Annotated in this window: 16 protein-coding genes; 6 read left to right on the top strand and 10 right to left on the bottom strand. The window is 68.5% G+C overall.

Annotation, left to right across the window (positions count from 1 at the left end; translation table 11 throughout):
- Positions 1-19: 19 nt before the first annotated feature.
- Entirely contained in the window at positions 20-994 is a 975-nt protein-coding gene (locus ACSQ3Y_RS09305) for a Bug family tripartite tricarboxylate transporter substrate binding protein (RefSeq protein ID WP_057201238.1), read from the bottom strand.
- Positions 995-1344: 350 nt separating this feature from the next.
- Here ACSQ3Y_RS09305 and hppD point away from each other — a divergent pair, with 350 nt between their 5' ends.
- The 4 genes from hppD (at position 1345) to ACSQ3Y_RS09285 (ending at position 4235) form a co-directional block, all read left to right on the top strand.
- The gene (hppD, locus tag ACSQ3Y_RS09300) at positions 1345-2451 is read left to right on the top strand and encodes a 4-hydroxyphenylpyruvate dioxygenase (protein WP_436177067.1); all 1107 of its coding nucleotides are present in this window, start codon (positions 1345-1347) and stop codon (positions 2449-2451) included.
- A complete protein-coding gene (locus ACSQ3Y_RS09295) occupies positions 2448-2750 on the top strand; it encodes a 4a-hydroxytetrahydrobiopterin dehydratase (RefSeq protein WP_057201240.1) in 303 nt (100 codons plus the stop codon). The genes hppD and ACSQ3Y_RS09295 overlap by 4 nt, the downstream gene beginning before the upstream one ends.
- A 9-nt stretch (positions 2751-2759) precedes the next feature.
- Entirely contained in the window at positions 2760-3662 is a 903-nt protein-coding gene (phhA, locus tag ACSQ3Y_RS09290; protein ID WP_436177066.1) for a phenylalanine 4-monooxygenase, read from the top strand.
- 63 nt (positions 3663-3725) lie between these two features.
- A complete protein-coding gene (locus ACSQ3Y_RS09285) occupies positions 3726-4235 on the top strand; it encodes a low molecular weight protein-tyrosine-phosphatase (protein ID WP_436177065.1) in 510 nt (169 codons plus the stop codon).
- Positions 4236-4239: 4 nt separating this feature from the next.
- On the opposite strand, the gene ACSQ3Y_RS09280 is transcribed toward ACSQ3Y_RS09285, so the two are convergent.
- Genes ACSQ3Y_RS09280 through ACSQ3Y_RS09250 form a run of 7 tightly spaced genes read right to left on the bottom strand, consistent with a single transcriptional unit; the run spans position 4240 to position 11931 of the window.
- Positions 4240-5316, bottom strand: coding sequence for an XdhC family protein (locus tag ACSQ3Y_RS09280; protein WP_436180099.1), 1077 nt, complete (start codon positions 5314-5316; stop codon positions 4240-4242).
- Positions 5317-5374: 58 nt separating this feature from the next.
- Complete coding sequence (locus ACSQ3Y_RS09275; protein WP_436177064.1) at positions 5375-6058, bottom strand: CoxG family protein; 684 nt, start codon at positions 6056-6058, stop codon at positions 5375-5377.
- Positions 6059-6095: 37 nt separating this feature from the next.
- A complete protein-coding gene (locus tag ACSQ3Y_RS09270) occupies positions 6096-7322 on the bottom strand; it encodes a vWA domain-containing protein (RefSeq protein WP_436177063.1) in 1227 nt (408 codons plus the stop codon).
- A gap of 1 nt (position 7323) precedes the next feature.
- On the bottom strand, positions 7324-8232 hold the full coding sequence (locus ACSQ3Y_RS09265; protein ID WP_436177062.1) for an AAA family ATPase: 909 nt from the start codon (positions 8230-8232) through the stop codon (positions 7324-7326).
- A 4-nt stretch (positions 8233-8236) separates the two neighbouring features.
- Positions 8237-9028 carry an FAD binding domain-containing protein gene (locus ACSQ3Y_RS09260; RefSeq protein WP_436177061.1) on the bottom strand — a complete coding sequence of 264 codons (792 nt, stop codon included), beginning with the start codon at positions 9026-9028 and terminating at the stop codon, positions 8237-8239.
- 11 nt (positions 9029-9039) lie between these two features.
- Entirely contained in the window at positions 9040-11427 is a 2388-nt protein-coding gene (locus tag ACSQ3Y_RS09255; protein ID WP_436177060.1) for a xanthine dehydrogenase family protein molybdopterin-binding subunit, read from the bottom strand.
- A 33-nt stretch (positions 11428-11460) separates the two neighbouring features.
- Entirely contained in the window at positions 11461-11931 is a 471-nt protein-coding gene (locus ACSQ3Y_RS09250) for a (2Fe-2S)-binding protein (RefSeq protein ID WP_057201248.1), read from the bottom strand.
- A gap of 235 nt (positions 11932-12166) precedes the next feature.
- Between ACSQ3Y_RS09250 and ACSQ3Y_RS09245 the strand changes: the two genes are divergently transcribed.
- Positions 12167-13315, top strand: a complete 1149-nt coding sequence (locus ACSQ3Y_RS09245; RefSeq protein WP_057201377.1) for a helix-turn-helix domain-containing protein — start codon at positions 12167-12169, stop codon at positions 13313-13315.
- Positions 13316-13427: 112 nt separating this feature from the next.
- On the opposite strand, the gene ACSQ3Y_RS09240 is transcribed toward ACSQ3Y_RS09245, so the two are convergent.
- Together ACSQ3Y_RS09240 and ACSQ3Y_RS09235 are read right to left on the bottom strand one after the other, a co-directional pair.
- Positions 13428-14207: a TOBE domain-containing protein gene (locus tag ACSQ3Y_RS09240; protein WP_436177059.1), complete on the bottom strand. Its 780-nt coding sequence runs from the start codon at positions 14205-14207 to the stop codon at positions 13428-13430.
- Positions 14208-14225: 18 nt separating this feature from the next.
- Positions 14226-14858: a LysE family translocator gene (locus tag ACSQ3Y_RS09235; RefSeq protein WP_235514362.1), complete on the bottom strand. Its 633-nt coding sequence runs from the start codon at positions 14856-14858 to the stop codon at positions 14226-14228.
- A 126-nt stretch (positions 14859-14984) separates the two neighbouring features.
- Here ACSQ3Y_RS09235 and modA point away from each other — a divergent pair, with 126 nt between their 5' ends.
- Entirely contained in the window at positions 14985-15752 is a 768-nt protein-coding gene (modA, locus tag ACSQ3Y_RS09230; protein ID WP_428002151.1) for a molybdate ABC transporter substrate-binding protein, read from the top strand.
- Positions 15753-15757: the final 5 nt, after the last annotated feature.

Genomic DNA, 15757 nt, shown 5'->3' with positions numbered 1-15757 from the left:
TCGGGTATCTCTCATCAAGTCACGAGTCTTCAGGTGTGTAGCCGGATGCCTTCACGATCTGGCCCCAGCGCGCATGGTCCTCGCGCAGTTGCCTGTCCAGGGCTTCGGTGGTGGCGGTCTGGGGCTGGTATTCGAGCTTGTGCAGCAGCGAGGCGATCTTCTCGGACTGCACGGCCTCCGTGGCGCTTTTGTTGAGCTGCGCGACCAGGGGCGCGGGCGTTCCGGCCCGAGCGAACAGGGCGAAGGTCTCGGTGATCGCCAGGTCGCCGTAGCCCAACGACTTGAAGGTGGGCACGCCGGGCAGCGCGGCCAGCGGCGCCTCATCGGAGATCGCCAGGATGCGCAGCTTGCCCGACTTGTGCATGGGCAGCAGGTTGGGCAGGGTGGTGATCACGCAGGGCAGCACGCCGCCGATGGCATCGGTCACCGCGGCCGAGCCGCCGCGGTAGGCCACGTGCGCCAGCGGCACCTTGGCGGCCTTGCCCAGCAGCTGGCCGATGAAGTGCATGGCCGTGCCCGCACCGGGCGTGCCGTAGGCGGCCAGGGCGTTGTCCTTGCGCGCCAGGTCCAGGAACTCCTTGAGCGTCTTTGCCGGGCTGTTGGCGCTCACGGCCAGGGCAAAGCTCATGCTGCAGGCCTTGCCCACGCCGACGAACTGCTTGAGCGGGTCGTACGACAGGGACTTGAAGACGTGGGGGTACAGGGTCAGGTTGCCCATGGGCGTCATGAGCAGGGTGGCGCCGTCTGCTGGCGCCGCGATCAGGGCCTCGGTGGCCAGCCGGCCGCCGGCACCGCCCTTGTTGTCCACCAGCATGTTGAAGCCATGGCCGCGCACGCCTTCGGCCACGGCACGGGCCACGGTGTCGGCAGCGCCGCCCGCGGCGTAGCCCACGAGCACGCGAATGGTTCTGTCCTGCGCGAAGGCAAAGGGGCTGTGGGCGGCCAGGGCCGAGGCGCCCAGCAGGCCCGCGAACTGGCGGCGGGTGGTGTTCATCGCTTGTCTCCTGTTATGGGGCTTGAGTATGGTCAAGGGATGCCGGCGTGAGAAATACCGTTTCAGCGCCCAAGGCATGCAGAAAACTTGATGCCTTTCACCTCCTCAGGGGCCCGCATGCCTGCACTGCCAGGATGGCCTTGTGCATTGGCTCAACCACGCCCCAATGAGCAGCAAGCCTGCACAAGTTCAGTGCTTTGCGCTCTTCAAATGCACTGCATTTGGTTTCCCGCATGAATCCAGCGCACAACGGTGCTTGGCATGCCGAAATTGCAAGATAACTGCGCCTTGAAATCCCTACAGTCTCCCTATCCCCCGGCCTTAGTGCTGCCCACTTCTGGAGACGATGTATGACCGATCTGTTTGACAACCCCATGGGCCTGTGCGGCTTCGAGTTCGTGGAATTCTCCTCGCCCAAGCCCGGCTTGCTGGAGCCGATGTTCGAGAAGATGGGCTTTTCGCTGGTGGCCAAGCACCGCTCCAAGAACGTGCTGCTGTACCGCCAGGGCGGCATCAACTTCATCGTCAACAACGAACCGGGCAACGCCGCCTACTTCGCCGGCGAGCATGGTGCCGCGGCCTGCGGCCTGGCCTTTCGCGTGCGCGATGCGCACAAGGCCTACAACCGCGCCCTGGAGCTGGGTGCCCAGCCCGTCGAGATCCCCACCGGCCCCATGGAGCTGCGCCTGCCCGCGATCAAGGGCATCGGTGGTGCGCCGCTGTACCTGATCGACCGCTTCGAAGACGGCAAGTCCATCTACGACATCGACTTCGAGTTTTTGCCCGGCGTGGACCTGCACCCCAAGGGCCACGGCTTCCAGGTGGTGGACCACCTCACGCACAACGTGTACCGCGGCCGCATGTCTTACTGGGCCGACTTCTACACCAAGCTGTTCAACTTCCGCGAAATCCGCTATTTCGACATCTCGGGCGAGTACACGGGCCTGACCTCCAAGGCCATGACGGCACCGGACGGCCTGATCCGCATCCCCCTGAACGAGGAATCGCGCCAGGGCGGGGGCCAGATCGAAGAGTTTCTGATGCAGTTCAACGGCGAAGGCATCCAGCACATCGCGCTGCTGACCGACAACCTGCTCGAATCGATCGACCAGTTGCAGATGGCCGGCATCCCCTTGCTGACCGCGCCCAACGAGGTCTACTACGAGAACCTGGAAAAGCGCCTGCCCGGCCACGGCCAGCAGGTGGGCGAACTGCAGGCCCGCGGCATTCTGCTCGACGGCACCACCGAAGGCGGCCAGCCGCGCCTGCTGCTGCAGATCTTCTCGCAGCCCATGCTGGGCCCCGTGTTCTTCGAGTTCATCGAGCGCAAGGGCAACTACCGCGAAGGCTTTGGAGAAGGCAACTTCAAGGCGCTGTTCGAATCGCTGGAGCGCGACCAGATCAACCGCGGTGTGCTCACCGCCACCGACAAGGCCCCCGCCAAGGAAGCGGCATGAAGCTCACGCCCGAGGAGCTGGCAGCGCAACTGCCCTCCCTGGCCGGCTGGACGCATGCCGAGGCGCGCGGCGGCCTGATCACCAAGGAGTTCCAGTTCGCCGACTTCGTGCAGGCCTTCGGCTTCATGGCCCAGGTCGCCCTGCATGCGGAACGCATGAACCACCACCCCGAGTGGTCCAACGTCTACCACCGCGTGTCGGTCACGCTGACCACGCACGACGTGGACGGCATCTCTGGCAAGGACATCGAGATGGCCCGGCTGATGAACCGCATCGCGGCAGCCCAGGCCGCCGCTTAGGAGACAGGCATGCTGCAGCAGCAACTCAAGGAAACCGCCAAGCACGGGCTGGCGGCCGGAGAGGCACAAGCCCCGGAGCGCCCCGACTGGACCATCGACCAGGGCTGGGCCCGCTACACCCAGGAAGAGCACGGTGTGTGGCGCACCCTGTTCGAGCGGCAGTCGAAACTGCTGCCCGGGCGCGCCTGCGACGAGTTCATCCGCGGCATGCAGGACCTGCCCATTGGCCCGGAGCAGATTCCCGATTTCGAGCAGATGTCCAAGGTGCTCAAGAAGCGCACTGGCTGGGAAGTGGTGGCCGTGCCCGGCCTGGTGCCCGACGAGGTGTTTTTCGAGCACTTGGCCAACCGGCGCTTTCCCGCAGGCCAGTTCATCCGCAAGCCGCACGAGCTCGACTACCTTGAAGAACCTGATGTCTTCCACGACGTTTTCGGCCATGTGCCGATGCTCATGAACCCGGTGATCGCGGACTACATCCAGGCCTATGGCGAAGGCGGCCTCAGGGCCTACCGCCTGGGCGTGCTGGAAAAGCTGGCCCGGGTCTACTGGTACACGGTGGAGTTCGGCCTGGTGCAGCAGAGCGACGGCCTGCGCATCTACGGCGCGGGCATCGCCTCGTCGGCCAGCGAGACGCGCTTTTCGGTCGAAAGCGATTCGCCCAACCGCGTGCGCTTTGACCTGGAGCGGGTGATGCAGACCAACTACCGCATCGACGACTTCCAGGAAACCTACTTCGTGCTGGGCCACCTGGACGAGCTGCTGGAACTGGCCAAGATCGACTTCGCGCCGATCTATGACCGGCTGAAGGGGGCCCCGGAACACGATGCAGGCGCGGTGCTGCCCGGTGACCGCGTAGTGACCCGCGGCACTCTGGCCTACCACGACGCCAAGCGCCAGGTGGCACACGCCTGAGCGCCTGCCATGCGACACTCCAGAACGGCCCCACGCGGGCCGTTTTGCATGAGGGGCACACACATGGCACAGCAACCAACCGCGGCGGGCTACTCCGTTCTTTTTCTCTGCATGGGGAACATCTGCCGCAGCCCCACGGCGCACGGCGTGTTCCGCCAACGCGTGCAGGCCGCAGGCCTGGCCGACCGGTTGCGCGTGGACTCGGCGGGCACGCACAACTACCACCCGGGCGAGCCGCCGGACCACCGCTCGCAGCGCCATGCCTCACGGCGCGGCTACGACCTGTCGGATTTGCGCGCGCGGCAGATGCTGCTGGCCGACTTTGCCGCGCACGACCTGGTCCTCGCCATGGACTGGGACAACCTGGCCATGGCGCAGGAGCTGTGCCCGCCCGCGCACGCCCACAAGCTCAGGCGCCTCACGGAGTTCTGCCTGCACATGCAAAGCCCGGTGGTGCCCGACCCCTACTACGGCGGCGCAACGGGCTTCGATGATGTGCTGGACCTGGTGGAGGACGCCTGCGAGGGGCTGCTGCAGCATGTGCAGCGGGAACTGCAGGCCCGCAGCCGCTGAACGGTCAGCGGCTCACCGCACAGACCAGCGGCCCGGGGTCGTTGTGCGCCACGTCGCGGTCATTCTTGGCCTGGCCGACCTCCATCACGCGCGGCAGGGCCACGCCGTTCTTCACGGCCAGGATCTCGGCCATCACGCTCACGGCGATCTCGGGCGGGGTCTTGCTGCCGATGTAGATGCCGATGGGCCCGCGCAGGCGCGCCAGGCCTGCCTCGGTCTGCTCGAAGTGCTCGATCATGCGCGCGCGGCGCGCATCGTTGTTGCGCCGCGAGCCGATGCCGCCCACATAGAAGGCCTCGGACGACAGGGCTTCGAGCAGGGCCAGGTCGTCGAGCTTGGGGTCGTGCGTGAGCGCCACCACGCAGCTGCGCCGGTCGGGCTTGAATTGCACCACCACGTCGTCGGGCATCTCGCTCACCAGGGTGGCGCCGGGCACCTTCCAGCCATGGCGGTATTCCTCGCGCGGGTCGCACACGGTCACGGCGAAGCCGTTGAACAGGGCCATGGTGGCCAGGTACTCGGCCATCTGCCCGGCGCCGATGATCAGCATGCGGTATTCGGGGCCGAAGGTGTTGGTCAACTGCTGTGCATCCACGGCCAGTTCGGCGGGCTCGGTGGCCATGGCCAGGGTGGCTGCGCCATCGGCCAAGCGCACGGTGCGCTGCACCAGGCGGCCGGCCTCCAGCGCGGCGATCAGCTCGGCCAGGCCGGCGGGATCGGGGTCGTATTCGAGCAGCAGTTCCAGTGTGCCGCCGCAGGGCAGGCCGAAGCGGTGTGCCTCGTCGGCCGTGATGCCGTACTTGACGAAGGATGGCGGGCCCTGGGGAATGCGGTGCTCATGCCCCGTGGCACCAGCACGCTCTTGCGCATAGGCGCGGGTGTGGCGGTCGATCAGGTCGTCCTCGATGCAGCCGCCCGAGACCGAGCCCACCACCGCACCGTCGTCGCACAGCGCCATGATCGAGCCCACGGGCCGGGGGGATGACCCCCAGGTGCGCACCACCGTGGCCAGCAGCGCACGCCGGCCGGCGGCACGCCAGCCGTACAGGGAGCGCAACACCATCACATCGAGGTTTTCCATCGTCATCGTGCGTAGATTGTGCCCAAGGCCCGGCGGTTCCGTGCGCCGAGGGATACCGCTAGTTCAGCCACCATGCCAACGCGACCAAGGCGCCGGCGCCGGCGACCCACACCCAGACAGGGATGCCGCCGCCCTGGGACTCGGGGCCGCCAGCAGGCTGCAGGCCTGCCCGCTGGCTCGGCACAAAGCCGCTCGGCGGCCCGGCGTCCTCGCCCGGCTGGGTGGGGATCTCGGCCGGCACGGTGTCGGGGGGGTCGGCATCGCTCTCCCCCGCGGCCGGTGGATGGCGGCGCTGCATCTCGTTGTCGAAGCGCTTGAAGAAATCCTCAGCCATGCCCTTGGCGGCGCCGTCGATCAGGCGCTGGCCCAGTTGTGCGATCTTGCCGCCCACGGTGGCGTGCACGGTGTAGTGCAGTTCGCAGCGCTCCTGCGCGCCCTCGGACGGCAGCGCCTCAAGCCGCACCTGGGCGCTGCCCTTGCCGAAGCCGGCCACGCCGCCCGAGCCGTCGAAGGCGATGGTGTAGCTCTCCGGCGGCACGATGTCGGACAGCGTGATCTTGCCCGCGAACTTGGCGGACACCGGCCCGATCTTGAGGGCCATGGCCACGCTGTACTGGTTCTCGCCCGTGGGCTCGATCTTTTCGCAGCCGGGAATGCACAGCTTGAGCACCTCGGGGTCGTTGAGCGCCTCCCAGGCCTGGCTCTGGCTGGCGGCAAGGGGGCGGCTGGCTTGCATTTCCATGGTGATCTTCCTCGGTGATTCGGTCAGGTCGGGGCCGTCATTGCCGCAGTACGGCCGCCAGGCTGCCGGCCAGGTCCTGCAGGCGGCTCAGGTTGTGCACGGCCAGCATGCCGTGCGCCTCTCGGTGCAGCACCGATGCGCCGCGCGCCGTGGGCGCATAGCCCTCAAAACGCAGCAGCGGGTTGAGCCACAGCAGGCGCGCGCAGTGGCGGCGCACCCAGGCGAGCTCCTGCCCCAGAAGCTCGGGGGCGCCCGTGTCCAGGCCGTCGGTGATCAGCAACACCAGCGTGCGCCGACCCACCAGCCGGCGCGCATGGCGCAGCCGCAGGGTGCGCAGGCTCTCGCCCATGCGGGTGCCGCCGGCAAAGTCGTCGATGGCGTGGCTGGCTGCTTCCAGCATGGCATCGGTGTCCGCGAGGCGAAAGGCCGGGGTCAGGTCCGTGAGGCCGGTGCCGAAGGCGAACACGTCGCGCCGCAACGCGCCCGCGCGGCGCGGCGCCGTGGCGGCGTGCAAAAAGGCCAGCAGCAGCCGTGCATAGCGCTCCATGGAGCCCGACACGTCCACCAGCACCAGCAGCGGCAGGGGCTGGCGGCGGCGCTGCAGCAGCGGCACCCGCAGGAATTCACCGCCCGTGCGCGCCGCCTGGTGCATGGCGCCAGGCCAGTGCGGGCGGCTGCCGCGCGCACCAGGCCGGGTGCGGCGCGCGGCAAAGTCGGGCAGCGGCAGCGGAATCTCGCGCGCGAGCTGCGCCACCAGCCGGTACTCGCTGGCCGAGAGTTGGTTGAAATCGGCCTGGCGCAGGCGCTGCACATCGCTGGCGGTCATCGCGGCGTCGAAATCGACCTTGTCCTCCTCGCGCGGCGGGGCGTTGCGCGCAGCACGCACGGGGGCCAGCGCCTCGCTCACGCGCGGGCGGCGCTTCACGGGCTCAGCTTTCGATTCGGCGCTGGGCAGCATCTGCGCCAGCAGCTTCTGCGCCACGTTGGGGTTCTTGAAGTAGGCGTCGAACAGTTCGCGGAACACCTGGCGGTCCTGCTCGCGGCTGACCAGCACGGTCTCCAGCGCGGCCGCGAAATCCTGGCGCGGCATGCCCACCAGCATCACCGCCTGCTGGGCCAGCGCCATGCGCGCGGCGTCCACGCGCACGCCGGCGCGGCGCAGGGTGCGGCCAAAGCCCGTGAGGTTGTCGGCCAGCTTGCCGATGCGGGCGTCGCCGAGCTGCGAGGCGGTTGCAGCGGTTGCGGCGGAGGGTGCAGCATTCATGTCAGCCCGCTTCTTCCATTGGCTTCAGGAGTTCTGCCGCCATGTCCCGCGTCAGCGCCGCCACGTCCTCGCGCTGCTTGAACAGAATGCCGGCGGTGTCGGACACGATCTCCGGGTCCACCACCAGGGTGTCGAGCGCCACCAGCGCCTTGGCCCACTCCACGCTCTCTGCGACGCCGGGCGCGCGCTGGAAGGCATTGGCAAACGGCTGGCTGCGCAGCCGGTGCACGAAGTCGGCCACCTGGGCGGCCAGGGCTTCGCTGGCACCGGGCACCTGGGCGCGCACGATGGCCAGCTCGCGCTCGCGCTCGGGATAGTCGAGCCAGTGGTACAGGCAGCGGCGCTTGACGGCATCGTGCAGGTCGCGCGTGCGGTTGCTGGTGAGCAGGGTCACCGGCGTGGCCGTGGCGCGCACCGTGCCGATCTCGGGAATGCTGACCTGGTACTCACCCAGGTATTCGAGCAGAAAGGCCTCGAAGGGCTCGTCAGCCCGGTCCACCTCGTCGATCAGCAGCACGGCGCCGGGTGCGGGGGCCTGCAGCGCCTGCAGCAGCGGGCGGCGGATCAGGTAGCGCTCTTGGTAGACCTCGGCTTCGATGTCCCTGGCGCCCCCTGGCTCCAGTTCGGCGGCACGCATGTGCAGCAACTGGGCAGCGTAGTTCCACTCGTACAGCGCCTCGCGCTGCTCCAGGCCGTCGTAGCACTGCAAACGGATCAGGCTGCGCGCCAGCACCTCGGACAGGGCCTTGGCCAGCGCCGTCTTGCCCACGCCGGGCTCGCCTTCGAGCAGCAGCGGGCGCTGCAGCTTGAGCGCCAGGAACACGGCGGTCGCCAGGCGCCGGTCGGCGAAATAGCCTACGCGCTGCAGGGCCTGCACCAGGTCGTCGATGGAGGCCAGTTCTGGTGGCAAGGCGTCAGCCCAGCATCTGCGCCACGGCCCGCTGCGTCTGCACGCTGATCAGGTTGGCACGGTAGATGGCGCTGGCGTGGATGTCGGTGTTCAGGTCGCTGGCGTCCACCTTCACCCCGGCGGCCGAGGCCACCGAGAAGTCCTTGTTCAGCGCGGCCTCCAGTGCCTGCTGGCGGAACACGCTGCTCGCGGCACCGGTGACGGCCACGCGCACGCCGGCATCGGTCTGCGCGACGAACACGCCTACCAGCGAGAAGCGCGAAGCCGCCTGCTTGAACTTGAGGTAGGCCGCGCGTTTCGGGACGGGGAAGCGGATCGCGGTGATCAGTTCGCCCTCCTGCAGCGCCGTGGTGTACATGCCCACGAAGAAGTCGTCCGCCGCGATCTCGCGCTGGTCGGTGATGACGGTGGCACCCAGGGCCAGCACGGCGCTGGGGTAGCAGGCCGCAGGGTCGTTGTTGGCCACCGAGCCGCCCAGCGTGCCGCGGGCGCGCACCTGGCGGTCGCCGATGTGTGCGGCCAGGTCGGCCAGGGCCGGGATGGCGGCCTTGACGTCCGCGCTGGCGGCAACGTCCATGTGCCGCGCCATCGCACCGATCACCAGGGCATTGCCTTCGCGGCGGATGCCCGCCAGTTCAGGAATGCCATTGAGGTCGATGATCTGGCCCGGATTGGCCAGGCGCAGCCGCATGGAGGGCAGCAGGCTCTGGCCGCCCGCGATGGGCTTGCCGCCCGCAGCCGCCAGGCGCGCCGCATCGGCCACGCTGGCCGGGGTTTCGTAGGTGAATGCGTACATGGTGCTTCTCCTCAGGCCTTGGCGGATTGAATGGCATCCCACACGCGGTGAGGAGAGGCCGGCATGTCGAAATCCTTCACGCCCAGCGGGCGCAGGGCGTCGAGCAAGGCGTTGATCACCGCCGGCGGCGAGCCGATGGCCCCGGCCTCGCCGCAGCCCTTGGTACCGAGCGGGTTGTGCGTGCAGGGCGTGCAGACATGGCCGAGCTTGAACTCAGGGAAGTCGTCGGCGCGCGGCATGGCGTAGTCCATGAAGCTGCCGGTGAGCAACTGGCCGGTCTCGCGGTCGTACACGCAGTTCTCCATCAGCGCCTGGCCGATGCCCTGCACCAGCCCGCCATGCACCTGGCCCTCGACGATCATGGGGTTGATGATGGTGCCGAAGTCATCCACCGCAGTGAAGCGGTCCACCCGGGTGGAGCCGGTCATGGGGTCCACCTCCACCTCGCAGATGTAGGTGCCGGCCGGGAAGGTGAAGTTGGTGGGGTCGTAGAAGGCGGTCTCGTTGAGCCCCGGTTCGAGCTTGTCCAGCGGGTAGTTGTGCGGCACATAGGCCGTGAGCGCCACCTGGCCGAAGGGGATCTTCTTGTCCGTGCCGCGCACGGTGAACTCGCCGCCGCTGAAGTCGATGTCGGCATCGCTGGCCTCCATCAGGTGGGCGGCGATCTTCTTGGCCTTGGCCTCGATCTTGTCCAGCGCCTTCATGATGGCCGCCCCGCCCACGCTGATGGAGCGCGAGCCGTAGGTGCCCATGCCAAACGGCACGCGGCCGGTGTCGCCATGCACGATGTCCACGTTCTCCACCGGGATGCCCAGGCGCGCGGCCACCACCTGCGCAAAGGTGGTCTCGTGCCCCTGGCCATGGCTGTGCGAGCCGGTGAACACCGTCACGCTGCCCGTGGGGTGCACACGCACCTCGCCGCATTCGAACAGGCCGGCACGCGCGCCCAGGGCCCCGGCGATGTTCGAGGGTGCGATGCCGCAGGCCTCGATGTAGCTGCTGTAGCCCATGCCGCGCAGCAGGCCCCTGGCGGCGCTGGCGCTCTTGCGCGCCTCAAAGCCGGCCACGTCGGCCAGCTCCTGCGCCTGGTTCATGCAGGCGTGGTAGTCGCCCACGTCGTACTGCAGCGCCACCGGGGTCTGGTAGGGGAAGGTAGTGATGAAGTTGCGCTTGCGGATCTCGTCCTGCGACAGGCCCAGCTCCCAGGCGCAGCGGGTGACCAGGCGTTCGAGCAGGTAGGTGGCCTCGGGCCGGCCCGCGCCGCGGTAGGCATCGACCGGAGAGGTGTTGGTGAACCAGGCATCCACCTCCACATAGACCTGGGGCGTGGTGTACTGCCCGGCCAGCAGCGTGGCGTAGAGGATGGTGGGCACGGCGCTGGCAAAGGTCGACAGGTAGGCGCCCATGTTCGCATCGGTGTGCACGCGCATGGCCAGGAACTTGCCGTCCTTGTCCATCGCCATCTCGGCATGGCTCACATGGTCGCGGCCATGCGCGTCCGTCAGGAAGGACTCGCTGCGGTCGGCCACCCACTTGATGTTGCGGTTGAGCTTCTTGGCGGCCCAGGTCAGGCACACGTCCTCGGCATACAAGAAGATCTTGGAGCCGAAGCCGCCGCCCACGTCGGGCGCGATCACGCGCACCTTGTGCTCGGGCAGGCCCATCACGAAGGCCGTCATGAGCAGGCGCTCGACGTGCGGGTTCTGGTTGCTGACGTACAGCGTGTACTCGTCGTTGGCGCGGCTGTAGGAGCCGATGGCCGTGCGCGGCTCCATCGCATTGGGGATCAGGCGGTTGTTCACCAGATCGAGCTGCGTCACGTGCGCGGCACTGGCGAACACCGAGTCCACCGCGCCCTTGTCGCCAATCGCCCACTTGTAGCAGTGGTTGTCGGCTGCGGCATCGTGCAGGCCGGCACCGGCCACCTTGCCGGCTGCGGCATCGGCCACGCTGACCACGGCGGGCAACACGTCGTAGTCCACCTCCACCAGTTCGGCCGCATCGCGTGCCTGCTGCTGCGTGAGCGCCACGACCATGGCCACCTGGTCGCCCACGTAGCGCACCTTGCCCTGCGCCAGGATGGGGTGCGGCGGCTCCTTCATGGGCTGGCCATCGGTGCTGGTGATGAGCCAGCCGCAGGGCAGGCCGTTGATGTTGTCGGCCGCCACATCGGTGCCGACGAACACGCCCAGCACGCCGGGCGCGGCCTTGGCAGCGTCGATGTTGATGCTATTGATGCGAGCGTGGGCATGCGGCGAGCGCAGGAACACCGCGTGGCTCTGCGCGGCCAGCACCACGTCGTCGGTGTACTGGCCGGCACCGGTCAGAAAACGGTAGTCTTCCTTGCGGCGAAGCGATTCACCGATGTGGGGAAGCTTGGAAAAGTCGGATGCACCCATGGTCTTGTCTCCTGGTGGAATGAGGGACGTGACTCAGGCGGAGGCCATGGCTTTTTGGCCATGCTGCACCGCGCGCACGATGTTCTGGTAGCCGGTGCAGCGGCAGATGTTGCCCTCCAGCAGCTCGCGGATCTCGCCCTCGCTGGCCTGGGGATGGTTCTTGCACAGGTCCACCGCGCTCATCACCATGCCGGGTGTACAGAAGCCGCACTGCAGGCCATGGCACTCCTTGAAGGCCGCCTGCATGGGGTGCATGGTGCCGTCGGGCGCGGCCAGCCCCTCGATGGTCTGCACCTCGGCGCCCTGGGCCTGCACGGCCAGCATGGCGCAAGATTTGACGGCCCGGCCGTTGACGTGCACCGTGCAGGCGCCGCACTGGCTGGTGTCGCAGCCCACGTGCGTGCCGGTGAGCAGCAGGTGCTCTCGCAGCGCGTGGACCAGCAGGGTGTTGGGGGGGACGTCAACGCTGGCCGCGCGGCCGTTGACGGTGAACTGGACTTGCATCTGGCTGTCTCCTCGGAGGGTGTTGGCTGGATCTGCAAGCCGCATCTTGGGCTGGGCGCGGGGCCCGATTCCTAGGGTCAACCCTAGATTCAGGGCGCGCTGCGGCGGATATTCTCAAAATGAAACATGTTGCAGTGCACACCCGCGCATCATGCGGATTGCCTGCCGGTGCCGCGACCGCACCGCCAAGGCACGCCAAGCCAGCCCCACCAGCCAGCCACACCCGGGAGTCGCCATGCTGTCCGCCGCCCTGCCCCCGCCCGCCGAGCGCCAGGCCCTGATTGCGCAGGCGCGCACCGCCCTGCTCAGCCAGGGACAGGTGCCGGCCGCCCTGGGCATCGAGCCCTGGATCGTGCGCTCCTGGCAGCGCTGCCTGGCGCTGGGGCGCGCGCCCGGCCAGCGCGTGGCCTTCGACCTGGTGAGCGTGGCCATGCTGCGCAACGTGGCCGAACAGCACCGCCATCTGCTGCAGGCCGCCCGCCCGGTGCTGGCCCACCTGACCCGCGCGATTGCCGGCATGCACTACTTCGCGATCCTCACCGACACGCGCGGCGTGGTGGTGGATGTGCAGGGCGCGCTGGACCGCCACGATGCGCGCGTGCGCGCCATCGGCCGCGTGGGCATCGACCTGTCGGAGACAACCGTGGGCACCACCGCCATCGGTGCGGCCCTGGCCGAGCTGCAGCCCGTGTGGCTGCACCGGGGCGAGCACTTCTTCAACGACAACACCAGCTACAGCTGCGCCGGTGCACCGCTGTTCGACCCGCAGGGCCAGTGCATCGGCATGCTCGACCTGACGGGCGTGGACGTGCCCGAACGCCCCGAGCTGCGCCACCTGGTGGCCCGGTCCGCACGCGCCATCGAAGACGCGCTGCTGCTGCAGCTGCCCCACGCGCTGCTGCTGCGCCTGAACTGGCCTGGCAGCACACTGGGCGGCGAAGGCGACGGCCTGATGCTGCTGGATGCCGACGGCTATGTGGTGGGCACCAACCGCACGGCACGCCAGCTGGTGCCGCAGCCGCTGCGCGCGCCGGGCACACGGCCGCACGCCGGGGACCTGCTGGCCCTGCCCTGGCCGCTGCTGTTCGACGCTGCGCTGCAGCAGCAGCGCAGCGGCCCTGCGCCAATGGACATGCCCTTGTGGTCAGGCCTGCGGCTGCAGGGCATGGCACTGCCTGCCCGGCCTGCCGGCCAGGGCAGTGGCCTGGCGCGGGCGCCCGCGCCTGCCCATGCTGCGACCAGTGCGCCTCTGCGCGAAGCCGAAACCGCCCTCATCCGCCAGGCCGTGCAGGACGCCCGCGGCAATGTGGCCGAGGCGGCGCGCGCACTGGGCATCAGCCGGGCAACCGTCTACCGCAAATTAGGGGCCCAGAAAGGGCACTGATCCGGCCCCTACGGATCTGCCTTCAACCGTATGACTAGGCGGCAAGCCGCGGACAGTGCTATAGCTCGGCAAGGCGAACCAACGACGTTAGACGCTTGAAGGCAAATCCGTATCAGCCCTGTGCGAGCGCGATCACGACGGCGTTGTCCTCTACCACCAGCAGCACGCGGCTGCCGGTGCGCAGGCCGCTGTCCGGCACGGCGAAGCCCACCATCTGGATGCCACCCGTGAGCTCGGCGGACACCTCGTCGCCCGTCTCGCCGCGCACCACACGCACGGCCTTGGCGGGCAGCCGGCAGACCCCGGGTTCGGCCCGCGGCGGATCGACCCCGGCGCGCTCCACCTGCACCGCCGTGGCCTTGCACAGCGCCTGCACCACCAGGCCGGGCGCCAGGCCCAGCAGTTCGGCGCTTTCACGGGTGATGCGGGCGCTGAGAAAGGCGGCGTCATCGTCCGCAGTCCGGCCCAGGTGCACGCGCACGATCTGGCCGAGCATTTCAAGCCGCTGCACGGCGCAGGGCCACTGGTTGCGCATGCTGGTGCGCACCGCCAGGCGCGCCGCCGCAGGGCCTGCTTGGCCCTCCCAGCGGGCGAGCACGGCGCTGCGCGCCTCGGCCATGGCATCGGCGGCCGCCAGCAACTGGTGGCCGGCATCGGTCAGTTGCGCACCGCCGCCGCCGGCACCGCCCACGGCGCGGTCCACCAGGGGCGTACCCGCCAGGTTGGTCAGGGTGTCGAGCGCCTGCCAGGCGGCCTTGTAGCTCACGCCCACGGCGCGCGCAGCCTGCGAGATGGAGCCGCCCGCGCCGATCTCGCGCAGGATGGCGATGCGCTTGTCGGCCATGTCATGGCTGAGCGCACCGGCGAAAGAAACGGAGGAGCTTCCGGGCATCGAGCGACGACGCCGTGCCTAGCGCCGGTTGCCCAGCGCCAGCACCGAGATGCCCGAAGCAATGAAGGTCACACCGGCACCGGTGTTGAGCCACTTCGTGGCGCGCGGGCGCCGCGCCAGCCAGCCCGAGAGCTGCGCTGCGCAACTGCCCAGCACCGAGAAGATGAGGGCCGTGAGCACCGCGAAGATGGCGCCGTACACCAGCATCTGCGTGGCCACCGGGCCGCGTGCGGCATCCACGAACTGGGGGATGAAGGCCAGCACGAACAGCCCCGGCTTGGGGTTGAGCACGTTGGAGAACAAACCCACGCCGAACACCTTGGCCAGCGGCTGGCGCGCCGCAGGGGCAAACGAGATCAGGTTGCCCGACGTGAGGGCCTTGTACCCCAGGTACAGCAGGTAGGCCGCACCCGCGATCTTGACCACCCAGAAGGCCAGCGGAGAGGCCTGCACGATCAGCGTGAGCCCCAGCGTGGCCGCCACGGTATGCACCATGATGCCCAGGCCCGCGCCGATGGACGACAGCACGGCGGCCAGGCGCCCCTGGCTCAGGCCGCGGCTGATGGCCAGGATGTTGTCCGGCCCCGGCGCGAAGACCACGATGATCACGGCGGCAAGGTAGGCGGCGAGGATTTCGGTGGGGAACATCATGGCCACAGTGTAGAACCAACCCAGCCGGGTGCAGTGGCATCCAGGCCTGCGCTCGCACGCCGCCGTGGCGGTGCTTCTATACTTTCGCTATTCCATCACTGAATAGCGCTTGCGCGCCCTACCGCCATGCAGATGCCCAACGCCCGCCTTCTCACCCTTCTCAGCGCCATCGGCCTGGCCTTCACTGGCGCCACTGCGGCCCATGCCGAGCAGGTCTCGGTGGCCGTGGCCGCCAACTTCACGGCGCCCATGCAGAAGATCGCCGCCGCGTTCGAGGCCGACACGGGCCACAAGGCCGAGTTGTCGTTCGGCGCCACGGGCAAGTTCTATGCGCAGATCACCAACGGCGCGCCGTTCCAGATTCTGCTGTCGGCCGACGACACCACGCCCGCCAAGCTCGAACGCGAGGGCAAGGTGGTGGCCAACTCGCGCTTCACCTACGCCATCGGCACGCTGGTGTTGTGGAGCGCCAAGGAAGGCTACGTGGACGACAAGGGCGCCGTGCTCAAGACCGGCGACTTCAAGCACCTGGCCATCGCCAACCCCAAGCTGGCCCCCTACGGCCTGGCCGCCACGCAGGTGATGGACAAGCTCGGCCTCGCGGCCACGCTGCAGCCACGCTTCGTGCAGGGCGAGAACATCGCGCAGACCTACCAGTTCGTGGCCACCGGCAATGCGCAGTTGGGCTTCGTGGCCCTGTCGCAGGTGATGGTGGACGGCAGGATCGCCCAGGGCTCGGCCTGGCAGGTGCCGGCCGACCTGCACGAGCCGATCCGCCAGGATGCGGCACTGCTGGAAACCGGCAAGGGCAATGCAGCGGCCACGGCGCTGATGCAGTACCTGAAAGGCGAGAAAGCCAGAACCATCATCAAGTCCTACGGCTATAGTTTCTGACGGGC

It is taken from the genome of Acidovorax sp. LjRoot66 (assembly GCF_964253305.1).
GTDB lineage: Bacteria > Pseudomonadota > Gammaproteobacteria > Burkholderiales > Burkholderiaceae_C > Acidovorax.
This window is presented reverse-complemented; position numbering and strand designations above follow the sequence as displayed.

Coding starts and splice junctions, on each gene's coding strand:
- ACSQ3Y_RS09305 (WP_057201238.1), bottom strand. CDS start 994: ATGAACACCACCCGCCGCCAGTTCGCGGGCCTGCTGGGCGCCTCGGCC.
- hppD (WP_436177067.1), top strand. CDS start 1,345: ATGACCGATCTGTTTGACAACCCCATGGGCCTGTGCGGCTTCGAGTTC.
- phhA (WP_436177066.1), top strand. CDS start 2,760: ATGCTGCAGCAGCAACTCAAGGAAACCGCCAAGCACGGGCTGGCGGCC.
- ACSQ3Y_RS09295 (WP_057201240.1), top strand. CDS start 2,448: ATGAAGCTCACGCCCGAGGAGCTGGCAGCGCAACTGCCCTCCCTGGCC.
- ACSQ3Y_RS09260 (WP_436177061.1), bottom strand. CDS start 9,028: ATGTACGCATTCACCTACGAAACCCCGGCCAGCGTGGCCGATGCGGCG.
- ACSQ3Y_RS09285 (WP_436177065.1), top strand. CDS start 3,726: ATGGCACAGCAACCAACCGCGGCGGGCTACTCCGTTCTTTTTCTCTGC.
- ACSQ3Y_RS09250 (WP_057201248.1), bottom strand. CDS start 11,931: ATGCAAGTCCAGTTCACCGTCAACGGCCGCGCGGCCAGCGTTGACGTC.
- ACSQ3Y_RS09235 (WP_235514362.1), bottom strand. CDS start 14,858: ATGATGTTCCCCACCGAAATCCTCGCCGCCTACCTTGCCGCCGTGATC.
- ACSQ3Y_RS09280 (WP_436180099.1), bottom strand. CDS start 5,316: ATGGAAAACCTCGATGTGATGGTGTTGCGCTCCCTGTACGGCTGGCGT.
- modA (WP_428002151.1), top strand. CDS start 14,985: ATGCAGATGCCCAACGCCCGCCTTCTCACCCTTCTCAGCGCCATCGGC.
- ACSQ3Y_RS09245 (WP_057201377.1), top strand. CDS start 12,167: ATGCTGTCCGCCGCCCTGCCCCCGCCCGCCGAGCGCCAGGCCCTGATT.
- ACSQ3Y_RS09270 (WP_436177063.1), bottom strand. CDS start 7,322: ATGAATGCTGCACCCTCCGCCGCAACCGCTGCAACCGCCTCGCAGCTC.
- ACSQ3Y_RS09275 (WP_436177064.1), bottom strand. CDS start 6,058: ATGGAAATGCAAGCCAGCCGCCCCCTTGCCGCCAGCCAGAGCCAGGCC.
- ACSQ3Y_RS09255 (WP_436177060.1), bottom strand. CDS start 11,427: ATGGGTGCATCCGACTTTTCCAAGCTTCCCCACATCGGTGAATCGCTT.
- ACSQ3Y_RS09240 (WP_436177059.1), bottom strand. CDS start 14,207: ATGCCCGGAAGCTCCTCCGTTTCTTTCGCCGGTGCGCTCAGCCATGAC.